Genomic DNA, 26,196 nt, shown 5'->3' on the forward strand with positions numbered 1-26,196 from the left:
TCAACGCACCCGCAGCCGGGGATCGATCCAGAGATAGAGGATGTCGACGAGGGTGTTGACGGCCACGTACAGCGCCACGGCCAGCAGGGTGATGCCCAGCACCGTGGGGACGTCCTGCCGGGTGACGGCGACGACGGTGGCCTGTCCGATGCCGGGCCGGCCGAACACCTGCTCGACGATCACGGTTCCGGTGAGCATGCCGCCCACCGACCAGCCGGCCAGGGTGGCCGCCGGGATGAGCGCGTGGCGCAGACCGTGGCGCAGCTTCAGCTGCCACGGTGAGATGCCGCGGGCCAGCGCTGTGACGGCGTAGGGCTGTTCGAGTGCTTTCTCGATACCTTCACGCAGCACCTGGGACAGCACCGCCGCCAAGGGCAACCCGAGGGTGAGGCTGGGCAGGATCAGATTCTCGAGTGTGCTGCCGCCGACCACCGGCAGCAGCCCCAGCTGGAACGACAGCACGGTGATGAACACGATGCCCAACCAGAAGGTCGGGATGGACGCGAAGGTCAGCTCACCCAGATACGTGATCCGGGTGCCGATTCCGCGGCGGCCTGCTGTCACCACCGACACCACCAGCGCCACGGTCACGGCGACCAGCGTGGCGGCCGCGGTCAGCTGCGCACTGGCCACCAGGCGGTGGCTGAACAGGATGTCGGCGACAGGTTGGCGCTGCACGTAGGACATGCCGAAGTCACCGTGCACCAGGCGGATGAGGAAGTCGAGATACTGCACGGGCAGCGACTTGTCCAGTCCCCATTGGGCTTCGATGGCGGCGCGCAGCTCCGGGGTGTCGAACTCCCCCATCAGCAGGGTCACCGGATCGCCGGGTGAGAAGTGCACGGCCAGGAAAGCCGCGGTGGCTGCCAGCCAGAGCACCACCACCGCCGCGAGGATCTTCTCGCCGATGTAGCGGGCCTGGAAGGCGATGCCGGTCCACCGGCTGTCATGCCGGTTCGCCGAGGGGCGGCCGGGTTTCGGTGCACCCACGACGTCAGCGCCGCTGGTGGGCGAACTCTCCAGGATCGTCATGATGAATGCGTACGGCCTCAGCCGAACGCGGCCTCCCCCACTTTGTGACGGCTCTGCACAGGCGGCACGTAGTTCTCGAAACCGTCACCGGGGCGCTCCAGACCCAGGGTGTCGCGCAGCGTGGTTCCCGGGTACTCGGTGCGGAAGATGCCCTTGCGCTGCAGCAGCGGCACCACGTGATCCACGAAGGCGGTGGCGACATCGGGCAGCTGCGCACTCATGATGTTGAAGCCGTCGGCGGCGCCGGCCTTGACCCAGGTTTCGATCTGGTCGGCCACCTGCTCAGGGGACCCGATGGCGGTGACGTGGGTGAGACCTCCGCCCTGGCGGGCCAGGATCTGCTTGACGGTGTACTTCTCGCGGCGCGCAGTGGCGATCAGAGCGGCGAAATGACCACCCTGAGCACCCAATTCGCCGTCGCCGGGCACCAGGTCCCACGGCAGTTCCCGGTCCAGGTCCAGCGCTTCCACCGGCACCCCGATCTGCAGCGCCAGCGCGTTGATGGCGAACTTCTCGGTGTGCAGTTCGCGCAGTTCGATCTCCCGGGCCCGCGCCTCGGCCTCGGTGGGCGCCACCAGCGTGATCAGACCGGGCAGCACCCGGATGGTCTCGGGGTCGCGGCCCCAGCCCTGCGCCTGTTCACGCACGGTGTTGCGGAACGCGATCGCCGATTCGATGGTGGACTGCACGGTGTAGACGGCATCGGCGAACCGCGAGGCCAGCCCGATGCCATCGGGTGACGATCCGGCCTGCACCAGCACCGGATGTCCCTGCGGCGACCGCGGCAACGGCAGCGGGCCCGCCGTGTTGACGAACTCTCCGGTGACATCGACCGAACGGATCCGGCTCTCCTCGACATAGGTGCCCGTCTTGCGGTCGGCCACCCAGGCGTCGTCAGCCCAGCCGTCCCACAGTGCACGCACAGCGGCGACGAATTCGTGCGCTCGGCGGTATCTTTCGTCATGATCGAGGCCGTGTTCACGCCCGAAGTTGCGGGCCACGTCATCGCCGTTGGTGGCGACGATGTTCCAGGCGGCCCGGCCGTTCGAGATGTGGTCGAGGGTGGAGATGCGCCGCGCCAGATTGTAGGCGGAGTTGTAGGAACTCGAACCGGTGGCGACCAGCCCGATGTGACTGGTGTGCTGGGCGATCGCGGCGAACGCCAGGGTGGGATCCAGGCCGCGGAACGGCCGGTACTCACCGCGGTAGCGCCACACCGGGGTGTCGGCCAGGAACACGGCGTCGAATTTGCCCCGCTCCGCGATCTTGGCCACCTCGATGTAGTGCTCGAGGCTGCTGTACTGGCGGGCGTCGCCGCTGCCGGCACGCCACGCTCCGGGGAACACTCCACCGGGAATCAGGTTGAGGTTGAGGGTGATCGATTTTGTGGTCATGACGGTCCTCATTTCTCGATGGGAAAGCCGACGATGGAGCCCCACTCGGTCCAGGAACCGTCGTAGACCCGAACGTTGTCGTAGCCAAGCACCTCGTGCAGAGCGATCCACCCCAGGGTGGATCGATGCGAGAGCCGGCAGTAGTTGACGATCAACCGGGGATCGCCCTGGATCGCGTCCGAAACCAGTTCCTGCAGATCATCTTTGGATCTGAGCCGGCCATGCTCGTCGAGCAGCTGCCGGAAGAACAGCGGTCTGGCGCCGGGGATCCGGCCATGCCGTTCGGCGCCGTGGTCGATGGCGGCAGTGGGGCCGCTGACCCGCTCGCCTGCGTACTCCTGCGGGGTGCGGTAGTCCAGCAGCACCACGTCGTCGTCACCGAGCAACGCCCGCACGTCGTCGCGGCCGATGCGCAACTGTTCCTGCTCCGCAGTGGGCTCCGGCACCGGGAGCGCAGCGGCGGCCGGTTCCCGCTCGACGCTCTCCCGGCCGGTCGGTGCTCCTGCCGCCGTCCAGGCCTCGATGCCCCCGTCCAGGTAGGCGATGTCGGTGAAGCCGCGTACCCGCAGCGTCCACAGCACATACGCCGCGAACTGCGTCGGCTCGCCGGCCAGCACGATCCGCGACCCGGCGCCGGCGCCCAGATCGAACAGCCGCTGCGACAGCAGTTCACCGCCGGCGAGTTCACGTTCCAGCGGATGCCAGGCCAGGTCTTTCCAGAACACCGCGCGCGCACCCGGGATCACCGGGGCGGTCGGGGTCGTGGCGTGCACCTCGATGACCGCCAGACGCGGGTTGTGCAGATCCGCGACGATCTCCTCCACGGAGACGACGGCACGGGTTATCAAAGGCATCGAATCAATCCTTTTGTTTCACGCCATATTTGATACATAACTGGCATCACGTGAAAACATTATTGGCGCCCACAACATGTGTCTAGATTTATTCACACGTGAGTTTATTAGTCAGCCGACACGGATAGAGCTGCTAATTTGGCTGCCATACAGGTGTTTTCGCCGCACGCTCTGCATTCAGCTCACGCCGATTGTTTGTGGTAGCAGGTTGGCTGATATGTGCCGTGAAACATCGACGGAGGAACAGAGGGGACCCCATTGGATGACACACCGCGCGCGGCCAACCTGATCAGCGTGGACGAACTGACTGCACAATTGCCCGGTACCGTCCTGCTCGACGTCCGGCAGGCGGGCGATCGTCCCGACCACCGGGCGTATCTGGACGCTCACCTGCCCGGGGCGCTGTTCGCTGACCTGGATGCCGACCTGGCGGGACCCAGCACCGGCACCAACGGCAGGCGCCCGCTGCCCGGAGCCGAGGAGTTCCAGAAGACGGTGCGCAGCTGGGGCATTTCGGTCGACACCCCCGTGGTGGTGTACGGGGCCCCCGCCTCACCCGCACCGGCGCGGGCGTGGTGGCTGCTGCGGTGGGCCGGGGTGCGGTCGGTGCGCCTGCTCGACGGTGGGCTACACGCCTGGGCCGCTGCAGGCGGCACAGTGCAGCCGGGTGCAGCCGACATTCCCGTCGAGAGTGACTTCGTGATCGAACCCGGTGGCCTTCCTGTCGTCCTCGTCGACGAGGTGCCGGCCTTCGCCGGCCGGGGTCTGCTCCTCGACGCACGCCCGGCGGTCAAGTTCTCCAACCCCGCCGATCCCGAGGCCGGTCACATTCCCGGCGCACGCAGCGCGCCGGTGGCCGAATCATTCGACGACAGCGGCTTTTTACTGCCTGACGAGCAACTGCGCCACCGGTTCGCCGGCATCGGGGTGGGTGCGGGCAGCGAACCGGCCGCCTACTGCGGCACCGGGGTGTCAGCCGCGCTCGAGGTCTTCGTGCTCGCCGTGCTCGGTATCCGCGCCCGGCTCTACGTCGGCTCGGCGTCGGAGTGGACGGCCGATCCCACACGCGTGCTCGAGCGGTGAGCGCACCGGCCAAGAGTCTCTTTCTCGATCTCACCCCGTTCCGGCGCAGTCGCGCCTTCGGACGATTGTGGCTGGGCACCGCACTGGGCAGCATCGGCCAGGAGATGACCGTCGTCACGGTGGCCCTGCAGGTGTATGCCCTCACGTCCTCGACGTTCGCCGTGTCCCTGATCGCCGGAATCGCATTGGGGCCCATTGTGATCATGGGTCTCTACGGTGGCACCCTGGCCGATCGGTTCGACCGCCGCTGGGTGGCGATGTCCGCCTCGGTCATCTCCTGGGGGGCGATCATCGTGTTGACGGTGCACGCCTGGCTCGGCGGCACGTCCCTGTGGCTGCTGTACATCGCGGCCACCGTCAACGCGGCGGCCAACACCGTCGGCAGCATCACCCGCCGCGCCATCATTCCCCGGCTGCTGCCACGCGAACTGTTGCCCGCGGCCGGGGCGCTCAACGGCATCAACGCGGGGCTGATGGCCACGGTGGGTCCCTTGCTTGCTGCCGCGGCGGTGGGCATCGGCGGGTTCGAGGCCGCCTATCTGGTGGACACCGTGCTGCACACCGCGGCGTTCCTGGGTGTCTGGAGCCTCCCGGCACTGCGGCCGTTGGCCGAGACCCGAGGTGTGGGTGTGCTGCGCTCCGTGCGCGAGGGCCTGGCGTATCTCCGGCGGGCCAACAACATCCGGTTCGCACTCACCGTGGACCTGGTGGCCATGGCGTTGGCCCAGCCGCGGGTGCTCTACCCCGCGCTGGGCGCCGTCACGCTCGGTGGCGGGGTCACCACGGTCGGAGTCTTGTCGGCGGCGTTCGCCGCCGGTGCAATGCTCAGTGCACTGTTCTCGGGGTGGACGGGTTCGGTGCGACGTCAAGGTCTGGCGATCCTCGTGGTGTCCTACCTCTACGCCGCCGGTATCGCGGTGGCCGGTGTGGTGGTGCTGCTGGCGGTCATCTGGCCGGTCGACGGTACCCACACCATCGCGATTGTCGCCCTGGCCCTGACACTTGCCGCCGCGGGCGCAGCCGACGGGATCTCGGCGATCTTCCGGGGCGCCATTCTGCAGGCAGCGGTGCCCGACGAGCTCCGTGGCCGCGTGCAGAGCATCTTCTCCATCATCGTCACCGGCGGTCCTCGGGTGGGTGATGTGGTCACCGGCGCGGTCGCCAGCATGCTGGCCATTTGGAGCCCGCTGGTGGCCGGCGGCGTCGCGATACTGCTCGTGATCTGGCTGCTGGCCCGCCGCGTCCCGTCTTTCGCCCACTACGACCGCGACCACCCCGAACCCTGACCCTTCCCCGCCGAACCCGACACACGGGCCCATGTGTCCGAGAAGAATCGGGCATAACGTCGGTCTCGACGCGCGGGTGTCAGGGCATCTCGGGCTGGACGGCCAGCCGGGCCCCGAGTGTGCGGCCTTTGCCCCAGCCCAGCGCGGCGCGGTAGGAGCCCAGTAGGCCCGTTTCGATGACATGGTCCAGATCGCGGAACTTCGAGCCCTCGGGCTCGGGCTGCACCGTCGGCGCCACGAACAACGCGTCGGTCGGGCAGTAGGCCTCACACTGGAAGCAGGTCTGGCAGCTGTCGTGGCGCGCGATCACCGGCACCCCGTCCTCCCCCCGGTCGAAAACCCGGGTCGGGCACACGTCGATGCACATGTCGCAGGCGATGCAGCGTTGCGCGGAGACGATCTCGATCATGCGGCGCGGCCCTCTGAAAGCCACAGCGGCTCAGGGCGACTCCACAGAGTGTCCAGGCCGCCGGTGATCAGCCGGTGCTCCTGGGCCGGGTCCAGGTCGGTGTAGTCGAAGCGGCGGTGCATGCCGCGGCTCTCCGTGCGCTCCAGCGCGGCGTGGTACATCCACCGGGCGTGCGCCAGCATCGCCGTCGCCTCGCGCGCTCGGAACTGATCCTCCCCCACCGCGTGCTCACCACCGCGGGCATCCCACAGCTGGTGCAGCTCCTGCAGCGCGGGCGTCAGCCGGGACTCATGCCGCAAATAGTTGATCTCGTACGGCAGTACCAGTTGCCGTACCCGGGACACCACGTCGCGGTGGCCTGTAGCACCGGGCTCACCGACGGCGTGTGTGCGACCCGATGGCCGACCCCGCTGCAGCGCGAACGCTGCAGCACCCGTGCCGGCCCAGCCGCCCGAGCACGCCGCCCAGGATGCGTTGTGAGCGCCACCGCCGGTCCAGGCGCCGGCGATCAGTTCCCGGGTGGCAGTGTCGCCGGCGGCATAGAGCCCGGAAATGTCCGTCCCACAGTCGGTATCGGCGATCCGCACACCCCCGGTGCCGCGGACGGTGCCCTCGGTGACCAGGGTGATCTCGAACCGTTCGGTGAACGGATCGATGCCGAGGCGATCGAAGGAGAGGAAGAAGTTGGGTTGCGCCAGCCGCATCTGAGTCCGCTCGGCGGCGGTGGCACGGTCCAGACTGGCCAGCACCGGTTCCTGCAACATCACCGATGCCATCAGAGTGCGGTCTTTGGACTTCGGCACCTCGAACACCGAGCCGTCGGCGCGGTAGAACGTCGCCCAGTTGTAGAAGGCGTTCTTGGTCACCGCGGTACCCACCGGTGCGATGGCATAGGAGTTGGAGAACTCCATCCCGGACAGCACGGCCCCGGCCTCCACGGCCATCAGAGTGCCGTCACCGGTGTCGACGTCGCAACCCAGTGTCTTGGACTGGAACGCGCAGCCCCCGGTAGCCAGCACCACTGCGGCAGCCTCGACCCGCACGGTCTTGCCTGACTTGCGCTGCACCGCAACGGCTCCGGACACCACACCGGAATCGTCGACCAATAGGTGCAATGCCGGTGTGTGATCGAGGATCTGCACACCGAGGCGCTGAACCCGCAACCGTTGGCGTTTCATGTATTCCGGGCCCTGCAGGTCGTCGATGATACGCCGCCCGTCGGCGTCGACGGGGAACGGGTAGCGCTGCACCCGGGCCAGCTCGTCCATCCGGGCGTAGGTCTCGTCGAGCACCCGGAGCATCCAGGTGCGGTCGGTCAGCCCGGCGCCCAGGTGCTCGCGCTTGGCGATGGCCGCCTCGCGCCGGGCCGGCTCGACATACCAGACCCCGGTGCCCGCCGATGCGGTGGCACCGCTAGTGCCGGTGTAGCCCTTGTCAGCGAGGATGACGCCGACCCCGGACTCGGCGGCCCTGATCGCAGCCCACGTTCCGGCTGGGCCGCCGCCGATCACCAGGACGTCGGTCGACAGTGATTCGGTCATATCGACGCCAGCGTGCCGTACACGAACTCTGCAGACCACCCAAACGATCGCCGCGATTCTAAGTAACGCCGTCGACACTGCGTCCACCGCGACTCCCACTCGAACTTCCTCGCGGCCACCGCAGTGTCAACGGACGTAGGCCTTGCGCAGCCCGCCTCTTTACTTAGGCTAGCCTCACCTATGAAAGGAAGGTGTATGCGGAATATCCGTGTGGCCGTGATCGGCGCAGGCCCGGCAGGCATCTACGCCTCGGACATCCTGACCAAGGAGCACGAGGGCGCCCGCGTCGATCTCTTCGATCGGCTGCCGGCCCCCTACGGCTTGGTGCGCTACGGCGTGGCCCCCGACCATCCGCGCATCAAGGAGATCATCAAGGCGCTGCGCCGGGTGCTCTCCCGCGACGAGATTCGCTTCATCGGCAACGTGCACTACGGCACCGATCTGAAGCTGTCCGACCTGCGTAGACACTACGACGCGGTGATCTTCTCCACCGGCGCCCGCGCCGACCGCACGCTCGACATCCCCGGCATCGACCTGCCCGGCAGCCACGGCGCCGCCGATTTCGTGTCCTGGTACGACGGGCATCCCGATGTGCCCAGGGACTGGCCGCTGGACGCCAGGCAGGTCGCGGTGCTCGGCGCGGGCAACGTGGCCCTCGACATCGCCAGGGTGCTCGCCAAACCGGCCGACGAGCAACTCACCACCGAGATCCCCGACAACGTCTACCAGGGCCTGAAACGCAACCAGGCCACCGACATCCACGTCTTCGCCCGACGCGGCCCGGCGCAGATCAAGTTCACTCCCATGGAGTTCCGCGAGCTGTCGCACTCCCCCGCCGTGGACGTCATCGTGCATCCCGAAGGGTTCGAGATCGACGAGGCCAGCCAACAGGCCATCAACACCAGCAAGTCCACCCGCCTGGTGGTGGACACCATGCTGAAGTACATGGAGCGTGAGCCGACCGGCGCGCCACACCGCATCCACCTCCACCTGTGCCAGGCGCCGGTGGCGATCCTGGGCACCACGCGCGTGGAGGGACTGCGCACTGAGCGCACCGAACTGACCGGCGACGGAACCGCCCGCCGCACAGGCGAATACTTCGACTGGCCGGTGGACGCGGTGTACCGCGCAGTCGGCTACCTGTCCACGCATCTGGCCGATCTCCCGTTCGACCACTTCGAGGCAGTGGTCCCAACGCCGGCGGCCGCGTGCTCGAGATGGACGGCGTGGAGATGAACGCCACCTACGTCACCGGCTGGATCAAGCGCGGACCCGTCGGCCTGATCGGGCACACCAAATCCGATGCTGCCGAGACCATCTCGAATCTACTGACAGATCTTCCGGGTATCCGGCCGCCGGAGATCTCCGATCCGGACGCCATCCTGGCGCACCTGGCGAGCACCGGCGTGGACTTCACCACCTGGCAGGAATGGGAACGCCTCGACGCCCACGAGATGTCGCTGGGTCAGGGCTCGGGCCGCGAACGGATCAAGGTGGTGGCCCGGGAGGACATGGTGCGCGCCGGTCGGGTGGCCTGAATCCCCGGTGGGTAGGCTCACCCCATGTCGTTCTCACTGCAGCTCAGCGACGATGTGATCGCCGTCCGTGATTGGGTCCACGAGTTCGCCGCCGAGGTGGTGCGACCCGCGGCCGCCGAGTGGGACGAGCGGGAGGAGACCCCGTGGCCGGTGATCCAGGAGGCCGCCAAGATCGGGCTGTACTCCCCCGAACTGTTCGCCCAGCAGGCCGTCGAGGAATCCGGCCTCGGCATGCTGACGGTGTTCGAGGAGCTGTTCTGGGGTGACGCGGGGATCGCGTTGTCCATCCTGGGCACCGGACTGGCGGCAGCGGCGTTGGCGGGCAACGGAACTCCCGAACAGCTGGGTCAGTGGCTGCAGCCGATGTTCGGCACGGCCGAGGAACCCAAGCTGGGCGCGTTCTGTTCCTCGGAGCCCGACGCCGGGTCCGACGTGGGGGCCATCCGCACCCGTGCCCGCTTCGACCAGGCTGCACATGAATGGGTACTCAACGGCACCAAGACCTGGGCCACCAACGGCGGCATTGCCGACGTCCACATCGTGGTGGCCTCGGTGCACCCAGAACTCGGGTCACGGGGCCAGGCCACGTTCATCATCCCGCCCGGCACCCACGGTCTGAGCCAGGGGCAGAAGTTCAAGAAGCACGGCATCCGCGCCTCGCACACCGCCGAGGTGGTGCTCGACAACGTGCGCCTGTCCGAGGACCTCATCCTCGGTGGCCGGGAGAAGTTCGAGGAGCGCATCGCGCGGGTGAAGTCCGGGGCGTCCACCGGCGGGCAGGCCGCCATGAAGACCTTCGAACGGACCCGGCCCACAGTGGGGGCCATGGCCATCGGGGTGGCCCGGGCCGCCTACGAGTACGCACTCGAATACGCCTGCCAGCGCGAGCAATTCGGTCGCAAGATCGGCGAGTTCCAGGCTGTCGCGTTCAAGCTCGCCGACATGAAGAGCCGCATCGACGCCGCCCGGATGCTGGTGTGGCGGGCCGGCTGGATGGCACGCAACAACGTGGCGTTCGACGCCGCCGAGGGATCGATGGCCAAACTGGTCGCCAGCGAGACCGCGGTGTACGTCACCGATGAGGCCATCCAGATCCTCGGCGGCAACGGCTACACCCGTGACTACCCCGTGGAGCGCATGCACCGCGACGCCAAGATCTTCACCATTTTCGAGGGCACCAGCGAGATCCAGCGCGTGGTGATCTCCCGCGCGTTGACCGGACTGGCCATCCGGTAGGGCAACCACCAGGATGGTCGTCATGGAGCATGTCACCTTCATCCCGACCGTCGATCAGCTCAACTACACCTTCGGCGGCGCCGCGCCGGTGATGCGGATAAAGCCGGGCACCGTACTGACCCTGTGGACCGAGGACGCCTACGGCGGACGGATCACCAGTCGCGACGACGTGGCCAGCGTGGCGCTGGACACCGAGGACCTGAACCCGCAGACGGGGCCGTTCTTCATCGAGGGCGCCGAACCCGGTGACACGCTGGCCGTGCACCTGGTGGACCTGACACCGGCGCGCACCTGGGGCGCCTCGACGCTCATCCCGTTCTTCGGTGGGCTGACCAGTGTGCCTGCCAGCCCCACCCTGCAACCGGCACTGCCCGAGCAGACGTGGATCTACGACTACGACTCCACCCGGCGCACGGTGACGTTCTCCGCCCAGCGCAGCGAGTTCGAGGTGGCGCTGCCGGCCAATCCGATGCTGGGCACCGTCGGCGTGGCACCCGGGCGCCGCGAGGTCCGCAGCTCCCTGGTGCCCGACTCGTTCGGGGGCAACATGGACACCCCGGAGATGACCGCCGGCGCCACCTGCTACCTCGGTGTCAACGTGCCCGGCGCCCTGTTCTCCCTCGGTGATGGCCACTACCGCCAGGGCGAAGGCGAATCCTGCGGTACGGCCGTCGAAGGCGCCATGCACGTCACCGCGATCGTCGAACTGATCAAAGGCGGTGCCCCGGCCTGGCCGAGGCTGGAAACCGACACCCACCTGATGACCATCGGTTCGGGTCGCCCTCTGGAGGAGGCGTGGCGAGCCGGCCAGGTCGAGATGATCACCTGGATGGGCGAGCTCTATGGTCTGGATCGCCTGGATGCCTACCAGCTGCTGACCCAGATCTCGCAGGTACCGATCGCGAATGTGGTGGACACCAACTACAGTGCGGTCACGAAGATCGACAAGAGGCTGCTGCCCCCGGCGGTGGCTTTCGGTGGCGTACACACCGAATTACGTTCTGCAGCACGTTCTCTCGGATCGATCAACTACTAGGAGACAGGCACACATGGATCTGGGTTTGGCAGGCAAGCGGTTCCTGGTCACCGGCGGCACCCGCGGCATCGGCCGGGCGATCGTCGAGGGGCTGCTCGCCGAGGGCGCGACGGTGGCTTACTGCGCGCGTACCGTCGAGGATCCGAGCGCGATCGCCGGGGCCACCGGTACCGCGGTAGATGTTGGTGACAATGAAGCACTTTCGAGCTGGGTCAGCACCGCCGCAAACACTCTCGGCGGCATCGACGGTGTGGTGGCCAACGTCAGCGCGCTGGCCATCCCGGAGAACCCGGACAACTGGCGCAGCAGCTTCGAGGTCGATCTGATGGGTACCGTCGGACTGGTGGATGCCGCGCTGCCGCATCTGCTCGAGAGCCGGGGCTCCATCGTCACCATCGCCAGCGTCTCCGGTCGCGAGATCGACTTCGCCGCGGGGCCCTACGGCACCTTCAAAGCCGCGATCATCCACTACACCCAGGGGCTGGCCTACCAACTGGCCGGCAAAGGCGTACGCGCCAACACCGTCAGCCCCGGCAACACCTACTTCCCCGGCGGTGTGTGGCCTACGATCGAACAGAGCGATCCCGAATTGTTCGCCAGCGCACTGGGTCTGAACCCCACCGGCCGGATGGCGACGGCGCAGGAGGTGGCCAACGCCGTGGTGTTCCTGTCCAGCGCGGCCGCCAGCTTCATCACCGGGACCAATCTGCTGGTCGACGGCGCGCTCACCCGCGGCGTGCAGTTCTGAGCCCGACACAAGCAGAAAGGGGCGCCCTCGTGGAGGGCGCCCCTTTTGTGTGCTGTGGGTAAGGGTCAGCGGACGTTCACATAAACCGTGGACGTGGTGACCGGCCCGAACTGCAGGGCAGCACTGCTGTCGGCAGTACCGGCGGCGTGAGTCACGCTGGCTCCTTCGCCCAGTGACACCACATTGGCTTCCGAGAGCGGGCGTTCGGACAGGCGGTTGACCACCACGTGGAACCCCTGCTCTTCGAGCGAGGTGATGGTGGCCTGGGCGTTGGTGTTGGCGCTGGGCGCGGCAACTGCCGGCGCGGCCAGACCCATGAACCCTGCGGTCAGCGCGGACGCACCCGCGGTGGCGATGACGAACCTCTTCATTTGTCGTGCTTCTCTCTGTTACTCATCCGTCGACCGGCCGGCGCCGAGGGGCATACCGGTCGTCAGAGTTAACCCCGTGTTCACACGTTTAATTCCACGCGCACAAAACCCGTGACACGGATTCATGTGAGCCCCAACACATCAGGGGTGGTTCCAGTATTGAAGCCACGGCACGGTACCGAAGAGCAGCAGCCAACCGAGGTACACCGCAGCGACGATCGCGGCCCCGGCCACCGACACCCGCACCGTCGCCCCCGCCACCGGATCGAGCCAGCGCGCGAACAGTCGGGTGGCCACCGGCATCAGCCCGTAGGTCATCGCGCCCACGCACACCACCTGCGTCAACCACGTCGACAACCACGGGTGGGCTCCCCACCCGATCCACAGCGGTGCCAGGAAACGGGTCACCAGCATCGCTGTGGGGTAGAGCACCAAGACGATCAACATCGCGGTCCGCCACTTCTGCGTCACCCGGGGACGGCCGTCCTGGAACCGCAGGATGGATCCGAAGGGGGCGTCGATCGAGAAGTCGCGGGTCAGGTTGGCCCGCAGGTGGGGCACCCGGGCGGCCCGGTCCTGCGATGCGAGCCACGCCGACAACTGGTCGTCGGTGTGGAAGCTCAGGATCGACACCCACTGGTGCTGCCCGGGCAGCGGCGGCAACAGCACCAGCGAGACGAACCCGGGAAAGCCCGCGGTGGCCGCCGCGATCGACTCTTCGGCGGCCATGAACCCGTCGGTGCGCCCGGGAATGACGTCGTGATGGAACACGGCGGTGCCCGGCGGCAGGCGGTGCCCGTCGCCGAACAGCAGAACCGACGACCTGCCGAGCACGTCGTCGGTCAACGCCTCGCGGTAGGCCGGTGAATCGAGCCACGCGGTGAGGTGTTCACCGCTGTCGAAGGTCACCGCCGCCGCACTGGCCAGATGCGGACCCCGAGTGGACAGCCGCACCGCCATGAATCCCGGCATCGCTGCCGCCGAGGCGCTCACCCGCTGCTGCCAGGCGCTCAGCTGCTCCGGTGTCGCGGCGTGCAGGAGGACCACCCCGGTGGCCGGGCTGTCGACAGACACCGGTCATCACCCCAGCAGGACGGTCAGCATCAGATGGCGCAGGGTCGCGCGCGCCAGGGCCGGGTCGTCGCTGACCAGCCGGCCGACGTCGACGGCCAGGGCCAGCGCGGCGTGCACAGCGAACCGCGCTTCATCCGGGGCGAACTCGGTCCGCGCCGCGGCGACCTGACTGGACCAGGCTTCCACGGTGGCGCGTTGCATGTTGTGGAGCACGGCGCGGTCCTCGGCGGGCACGTTGGCCCGCTCGGCGTAGTAGACGTAGGCCAGCTCCGGGCTCGCGATGGAGCGCTGCACGTAGGCGTCCACGAGGCCGATCACCGCCTCGCGCGGGTCCGCCGCGACGGCCAGCACGTCGGCGACGTCCCCGGACACCCGGTCGGCCCCCCGTCGGAACACCGCCGCGAGAATCGCACCCTTGCTGGGAAAGAACCGGTAGATGGACGGCGGTGACATCTCGACGGCGGTCGCGATGTCGTCGACGCCGGTGTCACGGAACCCACGCTCGTTGAAGAGCACCAGCGCGGCCTGCAGGATCTGCTCGTACTCGCCGGCCGCCGCGCCCACCGCACGGCGGCGCGGTTCGGCGGCGGTGACCGCAGGCAGTTCGGTGTCGCGCAGATCGCGGGCGATGCGACCCATGGTGGCCTGCACCCGGTCCGTGGCCAGGCGGGCGTGGTGGTCGGTGATGCTGCCGATGACGCTGAGCACGGCCGACGTCAGCAGCGTCCGGTGCCGGCATGACAGGTCGGGGCGCAGCACCGCGATGGGCCGCTGCAGCCGTCTGTTCACCAGCGCCATGTGCGCGTCGAGCACCTGCTGGTCGTCCGGCTGGAGGAACCGGCCTTCCCAGCGATACAACGGTCCGCTGGTGCGGTTGCGCAGCGCCGAATCCGTCAACGAGGCGACGGCGCGGTCCCAGGTGGCCGCGGCGTCGGCGTCGGGGGCATCCTCCATGTAGGCAGTCAGTTCGATCAGGTGCTCCCCCATCCCGAGTACCGCGGCACGGAACAGGTCGTATTTGCCGGCGTAGTGGCGATACAGCGAGGCCGCTGTCACCCCCACCCGGCGGGCGATGTCCTCCATGCTGACGCCGTGGTAGCCCAGTTCACTGAACGCCTCCGCTGACGCACGGGCGATCTGCTCCTTGCGGTCCTTGGGCCGCGTGCGGCGTTGCGGGGTCACGGGGGCGACGCTGGGCATCCGAACATCGTATAGGTGACCTGCGGCGTTGCCCGGATCGACGAGTCCTGCACCGGGGCCGTGCCACCATCGCTGCATGGCATCGTCGTGGTTCCACCGCATCACCGGCTTTCACGAGGGCGAGTACACCGACACGCAGCGCAGACTGGCTGTCGAGGGTGACGAGCTCGTGTCGCTGGTCGACGGCAGCCGGGCCGGGATCGGCGCGCTGTCACTGCCCACCCTCGCGCAGCTGCGCGACGGCGTGCAGCCGGCCCGCGGCACGCGCAGCACCATCAGCACACTGGTCGGGGACGCCCGGGCGTTGCATTCCGATCCGGAGTTCGCCGGCGCCACGTTCCAGGTCGCCTCGCAGTTCAATGTCCTGGAGATGACGGGTCCGTTCGTCACTCCCGAGCACGGCGTGACCCGCTATGAGTCCGACCCCACGCAGGGCCCGGCGTGCGCGGTCGCTGCGGGCGCGGCAACCATCTACCGCAACTACTTCGCGCCCGTCGGGGATCAGGTGGGTCAGCGCAGCGACCGCCAGCTCGACACCCTCGCCCACCTGGGCACCGAGCTGGCCGCGCTGCTGGACCGCCCGGTCGCCCAGCTGTGGACCATGCAGAACGGATACGCGTTGTGCACCGAGGACGGGCTGACCGCGGTGTCGGAGCTGCTGTCGGGGATGTCCGAACCCGACCGCGACCGGCTGCGGTCGATGCTTGCGGTGGGTGTGCACCGTGACGTGGAGGTCACCGACATGCGCGACGGGCACCGGGTGACGCAGGTGTTCTGCTCGGCGTTGCCGGTGTCCTACGGAGTGCGCAGCCCGCACTGGGAACCGCTGGCCCGCCTGGTGCTGGAGGCCTGCTACGAGGCGACGCTGCTGGCGGCCGCCGAGCGCCCCGGCGCCCCGGTGCTGCTGACCCGGGTGGGGGGCGGAGCGTTCGGCAATGACGACACATGGATCGACGACGCTCTGGAGCGCGCGCTTGCGGTGGTGTCCGACGCCGGGCTCGACATCCGGTTGGTCAGCCGCGGGCAGGTCCATCCCTCGTTCGCCCAGCTGGCCTCGCACCGGTGAGATCAGCTGAGCGGATTCTGCGGACCGTATATGCCGTAGTCGTAGACCCGGGTGCCCTCGCCGACGAACCGGGTGGCCGCGGTCATGTCCAGTGGTTGCAGCGCGACCTCGATGAAACACAGGCGTGGTGCGTTCGCCGCCTCGGCCAGTGCGGCATCCAGTTCGGCCACGGTGGTGCAGACCCGGCTCAGTAGCTGGTCCTCGGCGATGCCGAACACCCTCGGTATGTCGTGGTACGCCCAATTGGCCACATCGTTGTACGCCGAGTGCGCGCCCAGGATGGCCCGTTCGATGGTGTAGCCGCGGTTGTTGAGCAGAAAGATCACCGGGCGATGGCCGCGGCGGATGACGGTGGACAGCTCTTGGGCGGTCACCTGGAACGAGCCGTCGCCGGTGCACAGCACGTGGCGGCGGTCCGGTTCGGCCACCAGCGAACCCAGAAGGGCGGGCAGTGCGTAACCTATTGAGCCCCAACTGGACTGGTTGATGTACCGGGTTCCGGCGGGCAGCGTCATCCCGACGGTGTTCTGCGCCGAGGTCCCGGTCTCGGCGATCAGCACGTCCCCGGCGCACAGGAATTCCTGCAGCCGGGAGAAGAACAGCTCCTCGGTCAGCGTCGCCGCATCCACTGCCGGCGCGGCGACTGGTGCCGGCACGGTCCACCAGCGTTGCCGCTCAACGAGTTTCCCACCGACGGCGGCAAGCAGCTCGGCAATGCCCACGCCGTAGTACACCGCCGAGCCCACCCGCGCCGAGGTCGGGTCCAACCGCACTGTGTCGGCGTAGTCGATCGAAAAGCCGCCGGTGGTCACATCGGAGACGGTGAGCCCGCAGGCGATGATCAGGTCGGCCTCGTCGAACAGGTGCTGGCGGTCCCGGCTGGGCAGCATGCCCTGGAACTGCGGGCGGGCGGGGTCGGCGTGGTGCACCGCGGGCAGCGTGCAGAAGTACGGCAGATCCGTCGCAGTGCAGAACTCCTCGATGGCGGCCAGGGCGCCCCAGCGCACAGCTTGCGTGTCGAACACCACCAGCGGCCGCGCCGCCGCGGCCACTACCTGCGCCACAGCGGCTGCGGCATCGGCGAGCTGCGGGCCGGCAGACGCTTCGTCGCGGACTGTCAGCACTGGGCCGGGCACGGTGATCTCGACGGTCGCCAGGTCCGATGGCAGCTCCAGGCGTACCGGCCGCCGCGAACGGTGCGCCGCCAGCAGGGCATGGTCGATCACCTCGACGGCGTTGGCGGCCGAGATGGTGGCGCCGTACTCGATGAACTCGGCGAAGGCCCGGTGCACGTTGCGGTACCCGCCGTCGAGCAGGCTGTGATGTAGCGGAACACGGTCGCGCACAGCGTGTTCCGGTGGTGCACCGGAGATGTGGATGAGGGGGATGTGCTCACAGTAGGCACCGGCGACGCCGTTGAGCGCGCTGAGGCAACCCACGCCGTAGGTGGTCAGCAGGACACCCGGCCGCCCGGATCGGGCATGTCCGTCGGCGGCGTAGGCCGCGTTGAGTTCGTTGCAGTTGCCCACCCAGTCGATGCCGCGGTGGGCTTCGAGTTGCTCGAGGAAGGCCATGTTGTAGTCGCCGGGCACACCGAAGACGTGGGTGGTTCCGATCTCGGCCAGCCGGCGTAACAGGAACTCACCGATCAACACAAGCCACTCCTGACGATGCTGCGGCCGACGGTGCGGCCGGTGAACAGACAACCTCCGACGAACGTGCCCTCCAGGGACCGGTGCCCATGGATGCCGCCACCCCCGAACCCGGACACCTCGCCGGCGGCGTACAGGCCCGCGAGCGCGTCTCCGGACTCGGTGAGTACCCGGCCCTGCAGATCAGTTTGCACCCCGCCCAACGTCTTTCGGGTGGTGATGTGCAGTTTGACGGCGATCAGCGGACCGGCGCCGGGGTCGAGGATGGGTCCGGGCCTGGCGACCTTGAACCGGTCCGGCCAGTAGCGCCGGGCGTTGGCGATGGCGGCGAACTGCGGGTCCTTGCTGTAGTGGTTGCGCGCCTGGGAATCCCGCGCGGCGATCTCGCGCTGCAGGGTCGCCTCGGGGACCGACATGGCCTTCGCCAGGGCGCCCACCGTCGTGGCAGACACGAAGTCGGCTCCACGCTCCAGGAACTGTCGGTTGGCGCCGCCGATTCTCGGCCGCAGCAGACCTCGGAGCACCGCCCACGGGTGGCGCCCGGTGATCGCCGGGTTCAGCTCCTGACCCGACATCGCGAACTCCCGGCGGAAGATGTCGGCATTCATCACCAACCACGAGTGTGAATACCCGGAATCCATCACGTATCTGACCGCACCCACGGTGTCGAAGTTGGGGAACAGCGGTGCCGGCAGTCGCCGACCCGCGGCGTCGAGCCACAGCGCAGACGGTCCTGCCGTGACGTGGATTCCGTGGCCGGGCCAGATGGGGTCGATGTTGGCGACGCCGTCCGGATAGAACCAGAGCCGGTTGGCATTGGCGATCTTGGCGCCCGCCTCGCGCGCGATGGCGATCATGGCGCCGTCGACGTATGCCGGGTTTCCGCAGAGCATTCCGTCGGGATACCGGCCGAAGCTCTGGGTGAACAGCTCTTCGACCATGGTCGGGCTGCCGCCGACACCGCCGGTGGCCAGGACAACAGCACCGGCCCGGGCGCAGAAGTCGTCCACTTCGCCGTTCGGGGACGGCGCCCCGCGCGGATGGTCGGCGGGTTCCAGGACCCGGCCGTGCACACCGGTGACGACGCCGCCGGTACGGTCGAGCCCGGTGACCCGGTGCCGGAACAGCCGCCGCACCAGTCCACGCGACTCGGCGTCGGTCACCCGGCGGGCGAACACCTCGACCAGCCCGGGTCCGGTGCCCCAGGTGATGTGGAACCGGGGCACGCTGTTGCCGGAGCCCAGCGCCCCGCGCCCGCCCCGTTCGGGCCAGCCGGGGATCGGGAACGCGCGCCAGCCCAGGCCGCGCAGCCAGCGCCGCTTCTCCCCCGCGGCGAAGTCGACGTAGCTGCTCGCCCACTGCCGGGGCCAGTGGTCGTCGTCGGTGAACTGCGCAGACCCCAGCCAGTCCTGCCAGGCCAGTTCCCGGGAGTCCCGAATGCCGCAGAGCCGTTGCTCGGGGGTACCGACCATGAACAGGCCGCCGAAGGACCAGTACGCCTGGCCGCCGAAGTCCTGGGGCCCCTGCTGGTCGATGAGCAGCACCGTCTTGCCCGCCGCAGCGATCTCGTGGGTCGCCACCAGGCCGGCCAGACCGTGACCGACCACGATCACGTCCGCCACCAGCCTCGCCATCGGCACCCTTCCCGTCGCTGTTGCAGCGAACGGTACTCATCGCGGGGAGCAAAACCCGGATGCCACGACGGGCCGACTCTGCGAACAGACGAAGGCGCCCCCGAGTGCATCGGGGGCGCCTGTCGTGGGTGGGTGCGTCTACTTCACGTTGACGTAGATGGTGCGCGTGGTGACAGGCACCATGTAGTCGCTGCTGCTGCCGTCGGCCGCGACGTTGTGGCTGAAGGACGGGCCTTCGCCGACGGAGACGACGTTCGCGTCGGCCAGCGCGGCGGTGGACTGGCGGTTCACCACCACCTTGTACCCCTGGTCCTCCAGGGAGGAGATGGTCTCCAGAGCGTCGCCGTTGCCGCTGGGGGCGGCCAGCGCCGGCGCGGCGAGGCCGAGGGCACCGGCGGTGAGGGCGGTGGCGGCGAGGGTAGCAAATCCGAGGTTCTTCATGATCCGTCTTCTCTCATTATCTGGTTCGGGTGCGATCGCAACACTGCCGAATCGCGCTTCCAGCCGGCGCAGGAGGGGAACTGGCCGATCTGACAGTTCAAACCAGCAGTTCACGCCATTTGATTTCCCGTGGCAGGAATTTGTTGTTGATTGGCAGGATTTTTATGTAACACCGCTCGAGAGAGAATTCACTGGCACGGCACCGGCGAAATATTCCCGCGGTTGTGCAGCTCATAGCAAACACATGAAAGCCGTCATCACGTTCGCGAACAGGAGGTGGTCATGATCACGGTCCACCGCCTGGTGCCCCGCCGCGTCGGTGGGGCGAAAGCGGCGTGAGAGACGCCAGTCAACGCAAGACACGCCTGTTGCGACCCAGGGCACGGACACCCTGAGTTCCATCCCCAACACGCCGCCCCGCGGGGGCAGCGCAGCGCTCGGGTCGCCTATCTTGGACCCTCCGGTGACCATCACGACGACGGTCACGAGAACGACAAGGGGTGGGTAGGTGGACGACGACACAGCCGTGCCGGCCGCCGAACTGCTCACGCTCAATCGGGACATCCAGAGCTCGCCCACGCTGCGCCTGCTGGCCACCACGAACCTGGGGCTGTACGCGACGTTGATGGAACGCCACCTCAGCGGCGGCGTGATGCCCGAGACCGAGCTGGTGGTGGCCTTGGAACGCGACCTGGCCGGCCTCGCCGACGGCGACACCCAGTCCGGACTGGGCCTGATCAAGTCCTGGGCCAGCCAGGGCTGGCTGCACCGGGTGGCCGACACGCGTTCCGGCCACGAGCGCAACCTCTGCTATCTGACCCAGGAGGCGCGCCGCGCCCTGGACTTCGTACGGGGCATGCGCCGCCAGGACACCATCGCCACCGGCGGATCGATCAATGGCATCGCATCCCGGCTCAAGCAGGTGGCGCTGCGGGTGGACACCGATCCCGAGCGGATCCGCCGCAGCATCGAAGCCGAGATCCAGGCGCTGCACGACGAGCTCGACGGACTGGCCTCGGGTGAGATCGAGCGTGCCGAGCCCGACCTCACCGACTCCTATGACGAGGCGCGCGCCATCGCCCTGCAGATGGAACGACTGATCACCGACATCGGCCAGTACGGCACCATGATCGAGCAGGCCACCGCCGCGCTCGACGAACCCATCGACAGCAACGTCGAGTACCGCGACCGGCAACGCCAGATGTACGCCGACTACCAGGCCGCCTGGGACTCCCAGGGCCGCGACTCCCACCGCGCCTTCCTGCGCATGGTCAACGATCCCGACCAGCGCGCGGAGTTCGAGGCCGACGTGGCCGCGGTCGCCGAGGCGCTGCCCGCGCTGGACCCGCAGCTGCGTAAGGTGATGGCCGGGTTCTTCGAACTCGTCGGCCACCAGATCGACGAGGTGGAACGCATCCAGCAGCGCTGCGCCCAGCGCGTCAAACGCTTCACCGCCTTCGGCACCCTGGAGCAGAGCCGGGGCGTGGCCCGCCAACTCAGTGAGGCCATCGGTGCCGCCCGCAACCTGCTCAAGGCGTCGCTGACCGATTCCCGCCTGGACATCGAGCTGCCGCTGGCCCGCCATTCCATCAGTTCCGTTGGCGCACTGAGCTTCCGGATCGGCGACCTGTCCAATCCGAAACCCGCCCACCCCGCGGGCAGTGAACTGGACCTGTCCAGTTTCGCGGCGCTGACCACCCAGGTGGACGCCCCCGCGATGTCGGACATGATCAACACCGCTCTCGAGACCGGGCCGCTGTCTCTGCCCGACGCCGTGGACCGGCTGGACTCGGCCTACCTCGGTCACGTCATCGTGCTGTGGTCCTGGGCGCTCAAACAACCGCACGCACTCGTTCAACCGAACCACGGCGAGGTGCCCGAATCCCACACGGTGCGGTTCCGGTCGCTCGACGGCCGTGACCGCGAGATGGAGGTCCCGCACCTGATGTTCACCGAACCCGTCTCCAACGCCGCAGGAGCACTGCAATGACAGATGCCGACATCGACTTCTCCTCGCTGCCGCAGGTCGACCAGAACACCCGCACCCCGCACGCGAAGCGCCCGCGCTTCGACGGTGATGTCAGCGAGCTGCCCGACCGTGCCTGCTGGGCACTGCAGCAGCTGCTCACCCGCCGCTACATCAGCGCCGAGGCCGACCGCGACCTCTACAGCTGGGTGCTGGAGTACCGTAAGGACCTCACTGTCCGGCTCTCGGAACTGGACCTGCTGCTGCGCATTGTGGAGGGCGTCGAAGTCGCGTTCGTCGAGCAGGCCCGCTACGAATCCGCCAGGGGCGCCAAGCTGTTGCGCCGCGAACCACTGGGCACCTATGACTCCATCCTGGCCCTGCACCTGGCCCAGATGATGCGCGCTTCGGGCGACAGCACAGTGTTGATCAGCCGCGACGAGGTGCACGGCCTGTTCGCCGGGGTGCTCAACGACGTCGACCGCGACACCGTGACCTTCACCGCCCGCATCGACGCCGCGATCGCCCGGTTGGCCGGCCTGGACATCCTGCGCCGCAGCCGCGACGACGAGGACAGCTACACCGTCAGCCCCGTCATCACCGCCGTCATGACGGCATCGGTGATCGCCGAGCTTCAGCAGCAGTTCGAGGTGCTGCTGCGCGGCGGCGCCCCTCAAGAGGAAGTAGTGCTCGATGCCTGAGCAGTTCCACCTGTCCCGCCTGCAGGTCATCAACTGGGGGGTGTTCGACGGCTACCACTCCATTCCGTTCAGCGAGGGCGGCGCACTGATCGCCGGAGCCTCCGGCAGCGGCAAATCCTCACTGCTGGACGCGATCTCACTGGGCTTCCTGCCCTTCAACCGCCGCAACTTCAACGCCTCCGGCGACAACTCCGCGGCCGGCTCCAGCGCGGGCAGGCGCACCGTCGACAAGTACGTGCGCGGCGCCTGGGGCCAGCGCAGTGACGGCGGCACCTCCAAGGTGATGTACCTGCGCGGTGACGGCACCGCGTGGTCGGCCATCGCGGTGACCTACACCAGCAACACCGGGCGCACCGTCACCGGCCTGGTGCTCAAGTGGCTGACCGGTGAATCCCGCTCGGACTCCTCCAGCCGCTTCGTCCTCGCCGACGGCGACCGAGACATCGAGGACGTCTGCAACCGCTGGGCGGCAGGCCGTTTCGACACCGGTGTCTTCAAGGACGACAACTGGCGCTTCTCCACCAAGGTCGAGTCGCAGTACCTGGCCCAGCTGTACGCCACCATCGGCATCCGCGCCTCCGACGCCGCCCAGCAGCTGCTCGGCAAGGCCAAGTCGCTCAAGAGCGTCGGCGGGCTGGAGCAGTTCGTCCGCGAGTTCATGCTCGACGAGCCCGACAGCCTGGCCCGGCTGCCCGAGGCCCTCAAGCAGATCGACCCCCTGGTGGAGGCCCGCGAACTGTTGGCCGTCGCGCAGCGCAAGCGCAAGATCCTCGGCGACATCGAGAAGATCCAGCAGCGCTACGCCTCCGAATCCTCCGACCTGGGCATCATCGACCTGGTGGATGCCCCGATGGTGCGCGCCTACACCGATCACATCCGACTGCAGCAGTGCCCGGCGCAGATCGAGTCGCTGGACAACACCATCGATCAGTTGGGCAACGAGTACGAAGACGTCACCCGGTCGCTGAATCTGGCCAAGGCCGAGGCGGATTCGCTCAACGCCCAGATCAGTGGGTCCAGCGCCAGCATCGGTCCGCTGCAGTCGCAGGTGCAGGCCGCCGAGGCCCAGGCCGAGGAAGTCTCGCGACGCCGCAACGCCTACGAGTCACTGCTGGAAGCTCAGGACATCCGGCCACCGGACAGTGCCGACGACTTCTGGAACCTACGCGAGGAACTCACCACCGCGGCCACCGAACTGATGGCCAAACTGGACCGCAGCCGGGAGGCGTCCACCGACGCCGAGTACGGCCAGAAGGTGGCGCGGATGGCCCGCGATGACGCCGCCAAGGAACTCAAACGTGTCGAGCACGTCGGTTCCGCCCTGCCTGAGTCAGCCATCACCATGCGCGAACTCATCTGCACGGCACTCGGTCTGGACGCCACAGAACTGCCCTACATCGCCGAGCTGATGGATCTGCGACCCGAGCACAACCGGTGGCGGGTGGCAGTGGAGAAGGTGCTGCGCGGTGTCGGCCTGCGCCTGCTGGTGCCCGACCGCCACTACGGCGCGGTGCTGCGCTTCGTGAACGAGACCAACATGCGCGGACGCCTGCAGCTGCACCACGTGCGGGCCTCGCTGGTCGGCAAGGAACCTGACGACGCCGAGCCGAACACGTTGGCCGGCAAGCTGTTCGTCGTCGATCCCACCCATCCGTGCGCGGCCGAGGCCGCCGATGTGGTGGCCGCCGCCGGTGATCACATCTGCGTCGACACCCCCGACGTGTTCCCCCGGTTCCGGCGTGCGGTCACCGACACCGGCCTGTTCAAGGATTCCGACCGACTGGCCGTCAAGGACGACCGACGTCCGCTCAAACAGTCCGACTACATCTACCAGGGTGACGTGCGGGCCAAGATCGATGCGCTCACCGTGGATCTCGCCGCCGCCGAGGAGGCCTACCAGAAAGCCCGCCGCGCTGCGGACGACATCGCGGCCGAACGCCAGCAGATGCGTGACCGCGCGGCCGCCAACAAGGCCATCTGCGAACAGTTTCCACAGTGGAACCACATCGACACCGAGACCGCCGACAAGCACCACGACCGACTGCGCGAACAGTTCGAGATCCTGCTGGCCGATCATCCGGACATCGAGGCACTCTCAGCCCGCTCCGAGGAGTGCTGGGCCGAGATCCAGACGCTGATGACGCGCCGCGGCGCCATCCAGACCCGCCGCGACGACCTGGATCGCCGGCGGACCCAGCTGCTCGAGCTGTCCGAGCGTCTGCAGCCGGCCTTCGTCTCCGAGCCGCTGACCGAACTGCTGCACCGCTACGCCGACGACGTGCCGGTGGCGCTGGAGTTGCTCAACCCCGAACCGCACCGCGAAGCGGTGTTCACCACCATCCGCCGTGAGCGCGAGCAGCTGCGGGAGAGCCGCAGACGCTCCTATGACGAGCTGGCCCGTATCCTCAACACATTCGACACGGCGTTCCCCGACGCGATCCCCAACGACAGCGACGTGTTCGACGAGCGGGTGCACGACTACGTGGCGCTGTGCCGGCACATCGACGAACGCGAGCTGCCCGAGGCCTACGAGCGGATGATGCGCCTGGTCACCGAGCAGGCACCGGACGCCATCCTGACGCTGCACCGGGTGGCCGAGCAGGAGACCCGGCGCATCAGTGAGCAGATCACCCGCGTCAACACCGGCCTCGGCGCCGTCGAGTTCAACCGCGGCACCCGGCTGACACTGCGGGCCACTCCGCGCCACCTGACCGCCGTGGCCGAGCTCACTGACATCGTCAAGGCCATCTCGCGGCGCATCGCCGAGGTGGGGCTGGGCGACAAGCAGGCCATCCTGGACCAGTACGCCGACATCCTGCGGCTGCGCAACCGGTTGGCGTCGACGGCGCCGGAGGACAAGGCCTGGACGCGCGACGCACTCGATGTGCGCAACCGGTTCACCTTCGACTGTGCCGAATGGGATGTGCGGACCGAGGAATTGATCCGCACGCACAGCAATGCCGGCGACAACTCCGGCGGCGAGCAGGAGAAGCTGATGGCCTTCTGTCTGGCGGGCGCGCTCAGCTTCAACCTCGCCAGCCCTGATGCCGGCGACAACAAGCCGGTGTTCGCGCAGCTGATGCTCGACGAGGCGTTCAGCAAGTCCGACCCGCAGTTCGCGCAGCAGGCGCTGCAGGCGTTCCGCAAGTTCGGCTTCCAGCTGGTGATCGTGGCGACGGTGCAGAACGCCACCACCATCCAGCCCTACATCGACAGTGTGGTGATGGTGTCCAAAAAGGAGGCCACCGGCCGCAATGCCCGCCCGGTCGCGACTGTGGCGACCAAGACCATCTCCGACTTCACCACGCTGCGCCGGGAGATGACGGCGGCGGCGCAGGTGCCCGCCGGGGTGTAGCTCAGGTGCCGAGGCCGGCCAGCACCAGATCGACGGCGGCCTCGATCACCGCGTCCGAGGGCCGGGTGCCGAACATCAGGCTCGGACAGGCCACCACCCCGGAGAGCATGGACACCGACGCCTCGAGCCGCGGGCCTTCGGTGATCTCGGCGAGCATGGTGCGCAACGGGCGCTGACCGTCGCTGTTGATCCTGTCGCGCAGTTGTGCCATCTCATCGGCGGATGCCCACTGCGTCATGACCGCCAGGATCTGATCGAGGCGCAGGTCGTCCATGGCGCTGCGGAACACCTGCAATTCGGCGATCAGGTCGGTGCGCAGATCGCCGGTGGGACTCAGGTGGGGCATGTCCCCCAAGGCGTCGAGAGCCATCATGATCAGTTCGAGTCGCGACGGCCAGTGGGTGTAGAGCGTGGTTTTGGAGTAACCGGCGATCTCGGCGACGTGGGCGTGGGTCAGCGCTTCGGCGCCTTCGGTGGTGAGCACATGAAGCGCGGCGCGTGACACATCGGTGCGGGTGCGCGCCACCCGGGCATCCTGGCCGGTCTCCGACACGGAGCGTTCCGCCGGTGTCACCTCAT

The 26,196-nt window shown here is 68.0% G+C and carries 21 protein-coding genes and 1 pseudogene; 10 read left to right on the forward strand and 12 right to left on the reverse strand.

Going from position 1 to position 26,196, the window contains the following annotated elements:
* Genes G6N58_RS28310 through G6N58_RS28320 form a run of 3 tightly spaced genes read right to left on the reverse strand, consistent with a single transcriptional unit; the run spans position 1 to position 3,280 of the window.
* Entirely contained in the window at positions 1-1,032 is a 1,032-nt protein-coding gene (locus G6N58_RS28310; protein WP_115280575.1) for an ABC transporter permease, read from the reverse strand.
* Between the two features lie 17 nt (positions 1,033-1,049).
* Positions 1,050-2,426 carry an NtaA/DmoA family FMN-dependent monooxygenase gene (locus tag G6N58_RS28315; RefSeq protein ID WP_163908508.1) on the reverse strand — a complete coding sequence of 459 codons (1,377 nt, stop codon included), beginning with the start codon at positions 2,424-2,426 and terminating at the stop codon, positions 1,050-1,052.
* 8 nt (positions 2,427-2,434) lie between these two features.
* On the reverse strand, positions 2,435-3,280 hold the full coding sequence (locus tag G6N58_RS28320) for a sulfurtransferase (RefSeq protein WP_115280573.1): 846 nt from the start codon (positions 3,278-3,280) through the stop codon (positions 2,435-2,437).
* A gap of 258 nt (positions 3,281-3,538) precedes the next feature.
* On the opposite strand from G6N58_RS28320, the gene G6N58_RS28325 reads away from it, so the two are divergent.
* Both G6N58_RS28325 and G6N58_RS28330 read left to right on the forward strand, forming a co-directional pair.
* On the forward strand, positions 3,539-4,363 hold the full coding sequence (locus G6N58_RS28325; protein ID WP_232068038.1) for a sulfurtransferase: 825 nt from the start codon (positions 3,539-3,541) through the stop codon (positions 4,361-4,363).
* Entirely contained in the window at positions 4,360-5,649 is a 1,290-nt protein-coding gene (locus G6N58_RS28330) for an MFS transporter (RefSeq protein ID WP_197746450.1), read from the forward strand. Before G6N58_RS28325 ends, G6N58_RS28330 begins: the two co-directional genes overlap by 4 nt.
* 79 nt (positions 5,650-5,728) lie before the next feature.
* On the opposite strand, the gene G6N58_RS28335 is transcribed toward G6N58_RS28330, so the two are convergent.
* Positions 5,729-6,058, reverse strand: coding sequence for a 4Fe-4S dicluster domain-containing protein (locus tag G6N58_RS28335; protein WP_163908509.1), 330 nt, complete (start codon positions 6,056-6,058; stop codon positions 5,729-5,731).
* Positions 6,055-7,599 (reverse strand): FAD-dependent oxidoreductase, encoded by a 1,545-nt coding sequence (locus G6N58_RS28340; RefSeq protein WP_115280571.1) that lies wholly within the window; start codon positions 7,597-7,599, stop codon positions 6,055-6,057. Before G6N58_RS28340 ends, G6N58_RS28335 begins: the two co-directional genes overlap by 4 nt.
* Before the next feature lie 195 nt (positions 7,600-7,794).
* On the opposite strand from G6N58_RS28340, the pseudogene G6N58_RS28345 reads away from it, so the two are divergent.
* The 4 genes and pseudogenes from G6N58_RS28345 (at position 7,795) to G6N58_RS28360 (ending at position 12,157) form a co-directional block, all read left to right on the forward strand.
* A pseudogene (locus tag G6N58_RS28345) lies at positions 7,795-9,137 on the forward strand (FAD-dependent oxidoreductase).
* Between the two features lie 24 nt (positions 9,138-9,161).
* Positions 9,162-10,373, forward strand: coding sequence for an acyl-CoA dehydrogenase family protein (locus G6N58_RS28350; protein WP_115280570.1), 1,212 nt, complete (start codon positions 9,162-9,164; stop codon positions 10,371-10,373).
* A 22-nt stretch (positions 10,374-10,395) separates the two neighbouring features.
* Entirely contained in the window at positions 10,396-11,409 is a 1,014-nt protein-coding gene (locus tag G6N58_RS28355; protein WP_115281988.1) for an acetamidase/formamidase family protein, read from the forward strand.
* Positions 11,410-11,422: 13 nt separating this feature from the next.
* Positions 11,423-12,157, forward strand: a complete 735-nt coding sequence (locus tag G6N58_RS28360) for an SDR family NAD(P)-dependent oxidoreductase (protein ID WP_115280569.1) — start codon at positions 11,423-11,425, stop codon at positions 12,155-12,157.
* 65 nt (positions 12,158-12,222) lie between these two features.
* On the opposite strand, the gene G6N58_RS28365 is transcribed toward G6N58_RS28360, so the two are convergent.
* From G6N58_RS28365 to G6N58_RS28375, 3 genes are all read right to left on the reverse strand, one after another.
* Positions 12,223-12,528 (reverse strand): hypothetical protein, encoded by a 306-nt coding sequence (locus G6N58_RS28365; protein WP_115280568.1) that lies wholly within the window; start codon positions 12,526-12,528, stop codon positions 12,223-12,225.
* A gap of 141 nt (positions 12,529-12,669) precedes the next feature.
* Complete coding sequence (locus tag G6N58_RS28370; RefSeq protein WP_115280567.1) at positions 12,670-13,602, reverse strand: antibiotic biosynthesis monooxygenase; 933 nt, start codon at positions 13,600-13,602, stop codon at positions 12,670-12,672.
* Positions 13,603-13,608: 6 nt separating this feature from the next.
* Positions 13,609-14,802 (reverse strand): TetR/AcrR family transcriptional regulator, encoded by a 1,194-nt coding sequence (locus G6N58_RS28375; RefSeq protein ID WP_115280566.1) that lies wholly within the window; start codon positions 14,800-14,802, stop codon positions 13,609-13,611.
* A 76-nt stretch (positions 14,803-14,878) separates the two neighbouring features.
* Between G6N58_RS28375 and G6N58_RS28380 the strand changes: the two genes are divergently transcribed.
* Positions 14,879-15,868 carry a hypothetical protein gene (locus tag G6N58_RS28380; RefSeq protein WP_115280565.1) on the forward strand — a complete coding sequence of 330 codons (990 nt, stop codon included), beginning with the start codon at positions 14,879-14,881 and terminating at the stop codon, positions 15,866-15,868.
* Positions 15,869-15,870: 2 nt separating this feature from the next.
* Here the strand turns inward: G6N58_RS28380 and G6N58_RS28385 are convergent, their stop codons facing one another.
* The 3 genes from G6N58_RS28385 to G6N58_RS28395 form a co-directional block, all read right to left on the reverse strand.
* Positions 15,871-17,523: an alpha-keto acid decarboxylase family protein gene (locus G6N58_RS28385; protein ID WP_163908510.1), complete on the reverse strand. Its 1,653-nt coding sequence runs from the start codon at positions 17,521-17,523 to the stop codon at positions 15,871-15,873.
* On the reverse strand, positions 17,517-19,154 hold the full coding sequence (locus G6N58_RS28390) for an FAD-binding dehydrogenase (RefSeq protein WP_115280563.1): 1,638 nt from the start codon (positions 19,152-19,154) through the stop codon (positions 17,517-17,519). The genes G6N58_RS28385 and G6N58_RS28390 overlap by 7 nt, the downstream gene beginning before the upstream one ends.
* Positions 19,155-19,292: 138 nt before the next feature.
* Positions 19,293-19,595 carry a hypothetical protein gene (locus tag G6N58_RS28395; protein WP_115280562.1) on the reverse strand — a complete coding sequence of 101 codons (303 nt, stop codon included), beginning with the start codon at positions 19,593-19,595 and terminating at the stop codon, positions 19,293-19,295.
* 508 nt (positions 19,596-20,103) lie between these two features.
* Here G6N58_RS28395 and G6N58_RS28400 point away from each other — a divergent pair.
* Genes G6N58_RS28400 through G6N58_RS28410 form a run of 3 tightly spaced genes read left to right on the forward strand, consistent with a single transcriptional unit; the run spans position 20,104 to position 25,617 of the window.
* A complete protein-coding gene (locus tag G6N58_RS28400) occupies positions 20,104-21,585 on the forward strand; it encodes a DUF3375 domain-containing protein (RefSeq protein WP_115280560.1) in 1,482 nt (493 codons plus the stop codon).
* Positions 21,582-22,262: a DUF4194 domain-containing protein gene (locus G6N58_RS28405; RefSeq protein ID WP_115280559.1), complete on the forward strand. Its 681-nt coding sequence runs from the start codon at positions 21,582-21,584 to the stop codon at positions 22,260-22,262. The genes G6N58_RS28400 and G6N58_RS28405 overlap by 4 nt, the downstream gene beginning before the upstream one ends.
* A complete protein-coding gene (locus tag G6N58_RS28410; protein ID WP_115280558.1) occupies positions 22,255-25,617 on the forward strand; it encodes an ATP-binding protein in 3,363 nt (1,120 codons plus the stop codon). The genes G6N58_RS28405 and G6N58_RS28410 overlap by 8 nt, the downstream gene beginning before the upstream one ends.
* A gap of 1 nt (position 25,618) precedes the next feature.
* Here G6N58_RS28410 and G6N58_RS28415 read toward each other — a convergent pair whose 3' ends face one another.
* Positions 25,619-26,191 (reverse strand): TetR/AcrR family transcriptional regulator, encoded by a 573-nt coding sequence (locus tag G6N58_RS28415; RefSeq protein ID WP_115280557.1) that lies wholly within the window; start codon positions 26,189-26,191, stop codon positions 25,619-25,621.
* Positions 26,192-26,196: the final 5 nt, after the last annotated feature.

The sequence above is a fragment of the Mycolicibacterium tokaiense genome, from assembly GCF_010725885.1.
Taxonomy (GTDB): Bacteria; Actinomycetota; Actinomycetes; order Mycobacteriales; family Mycobacteriaceae; genus Mycobacterium; species Mycobacterium tokaiense.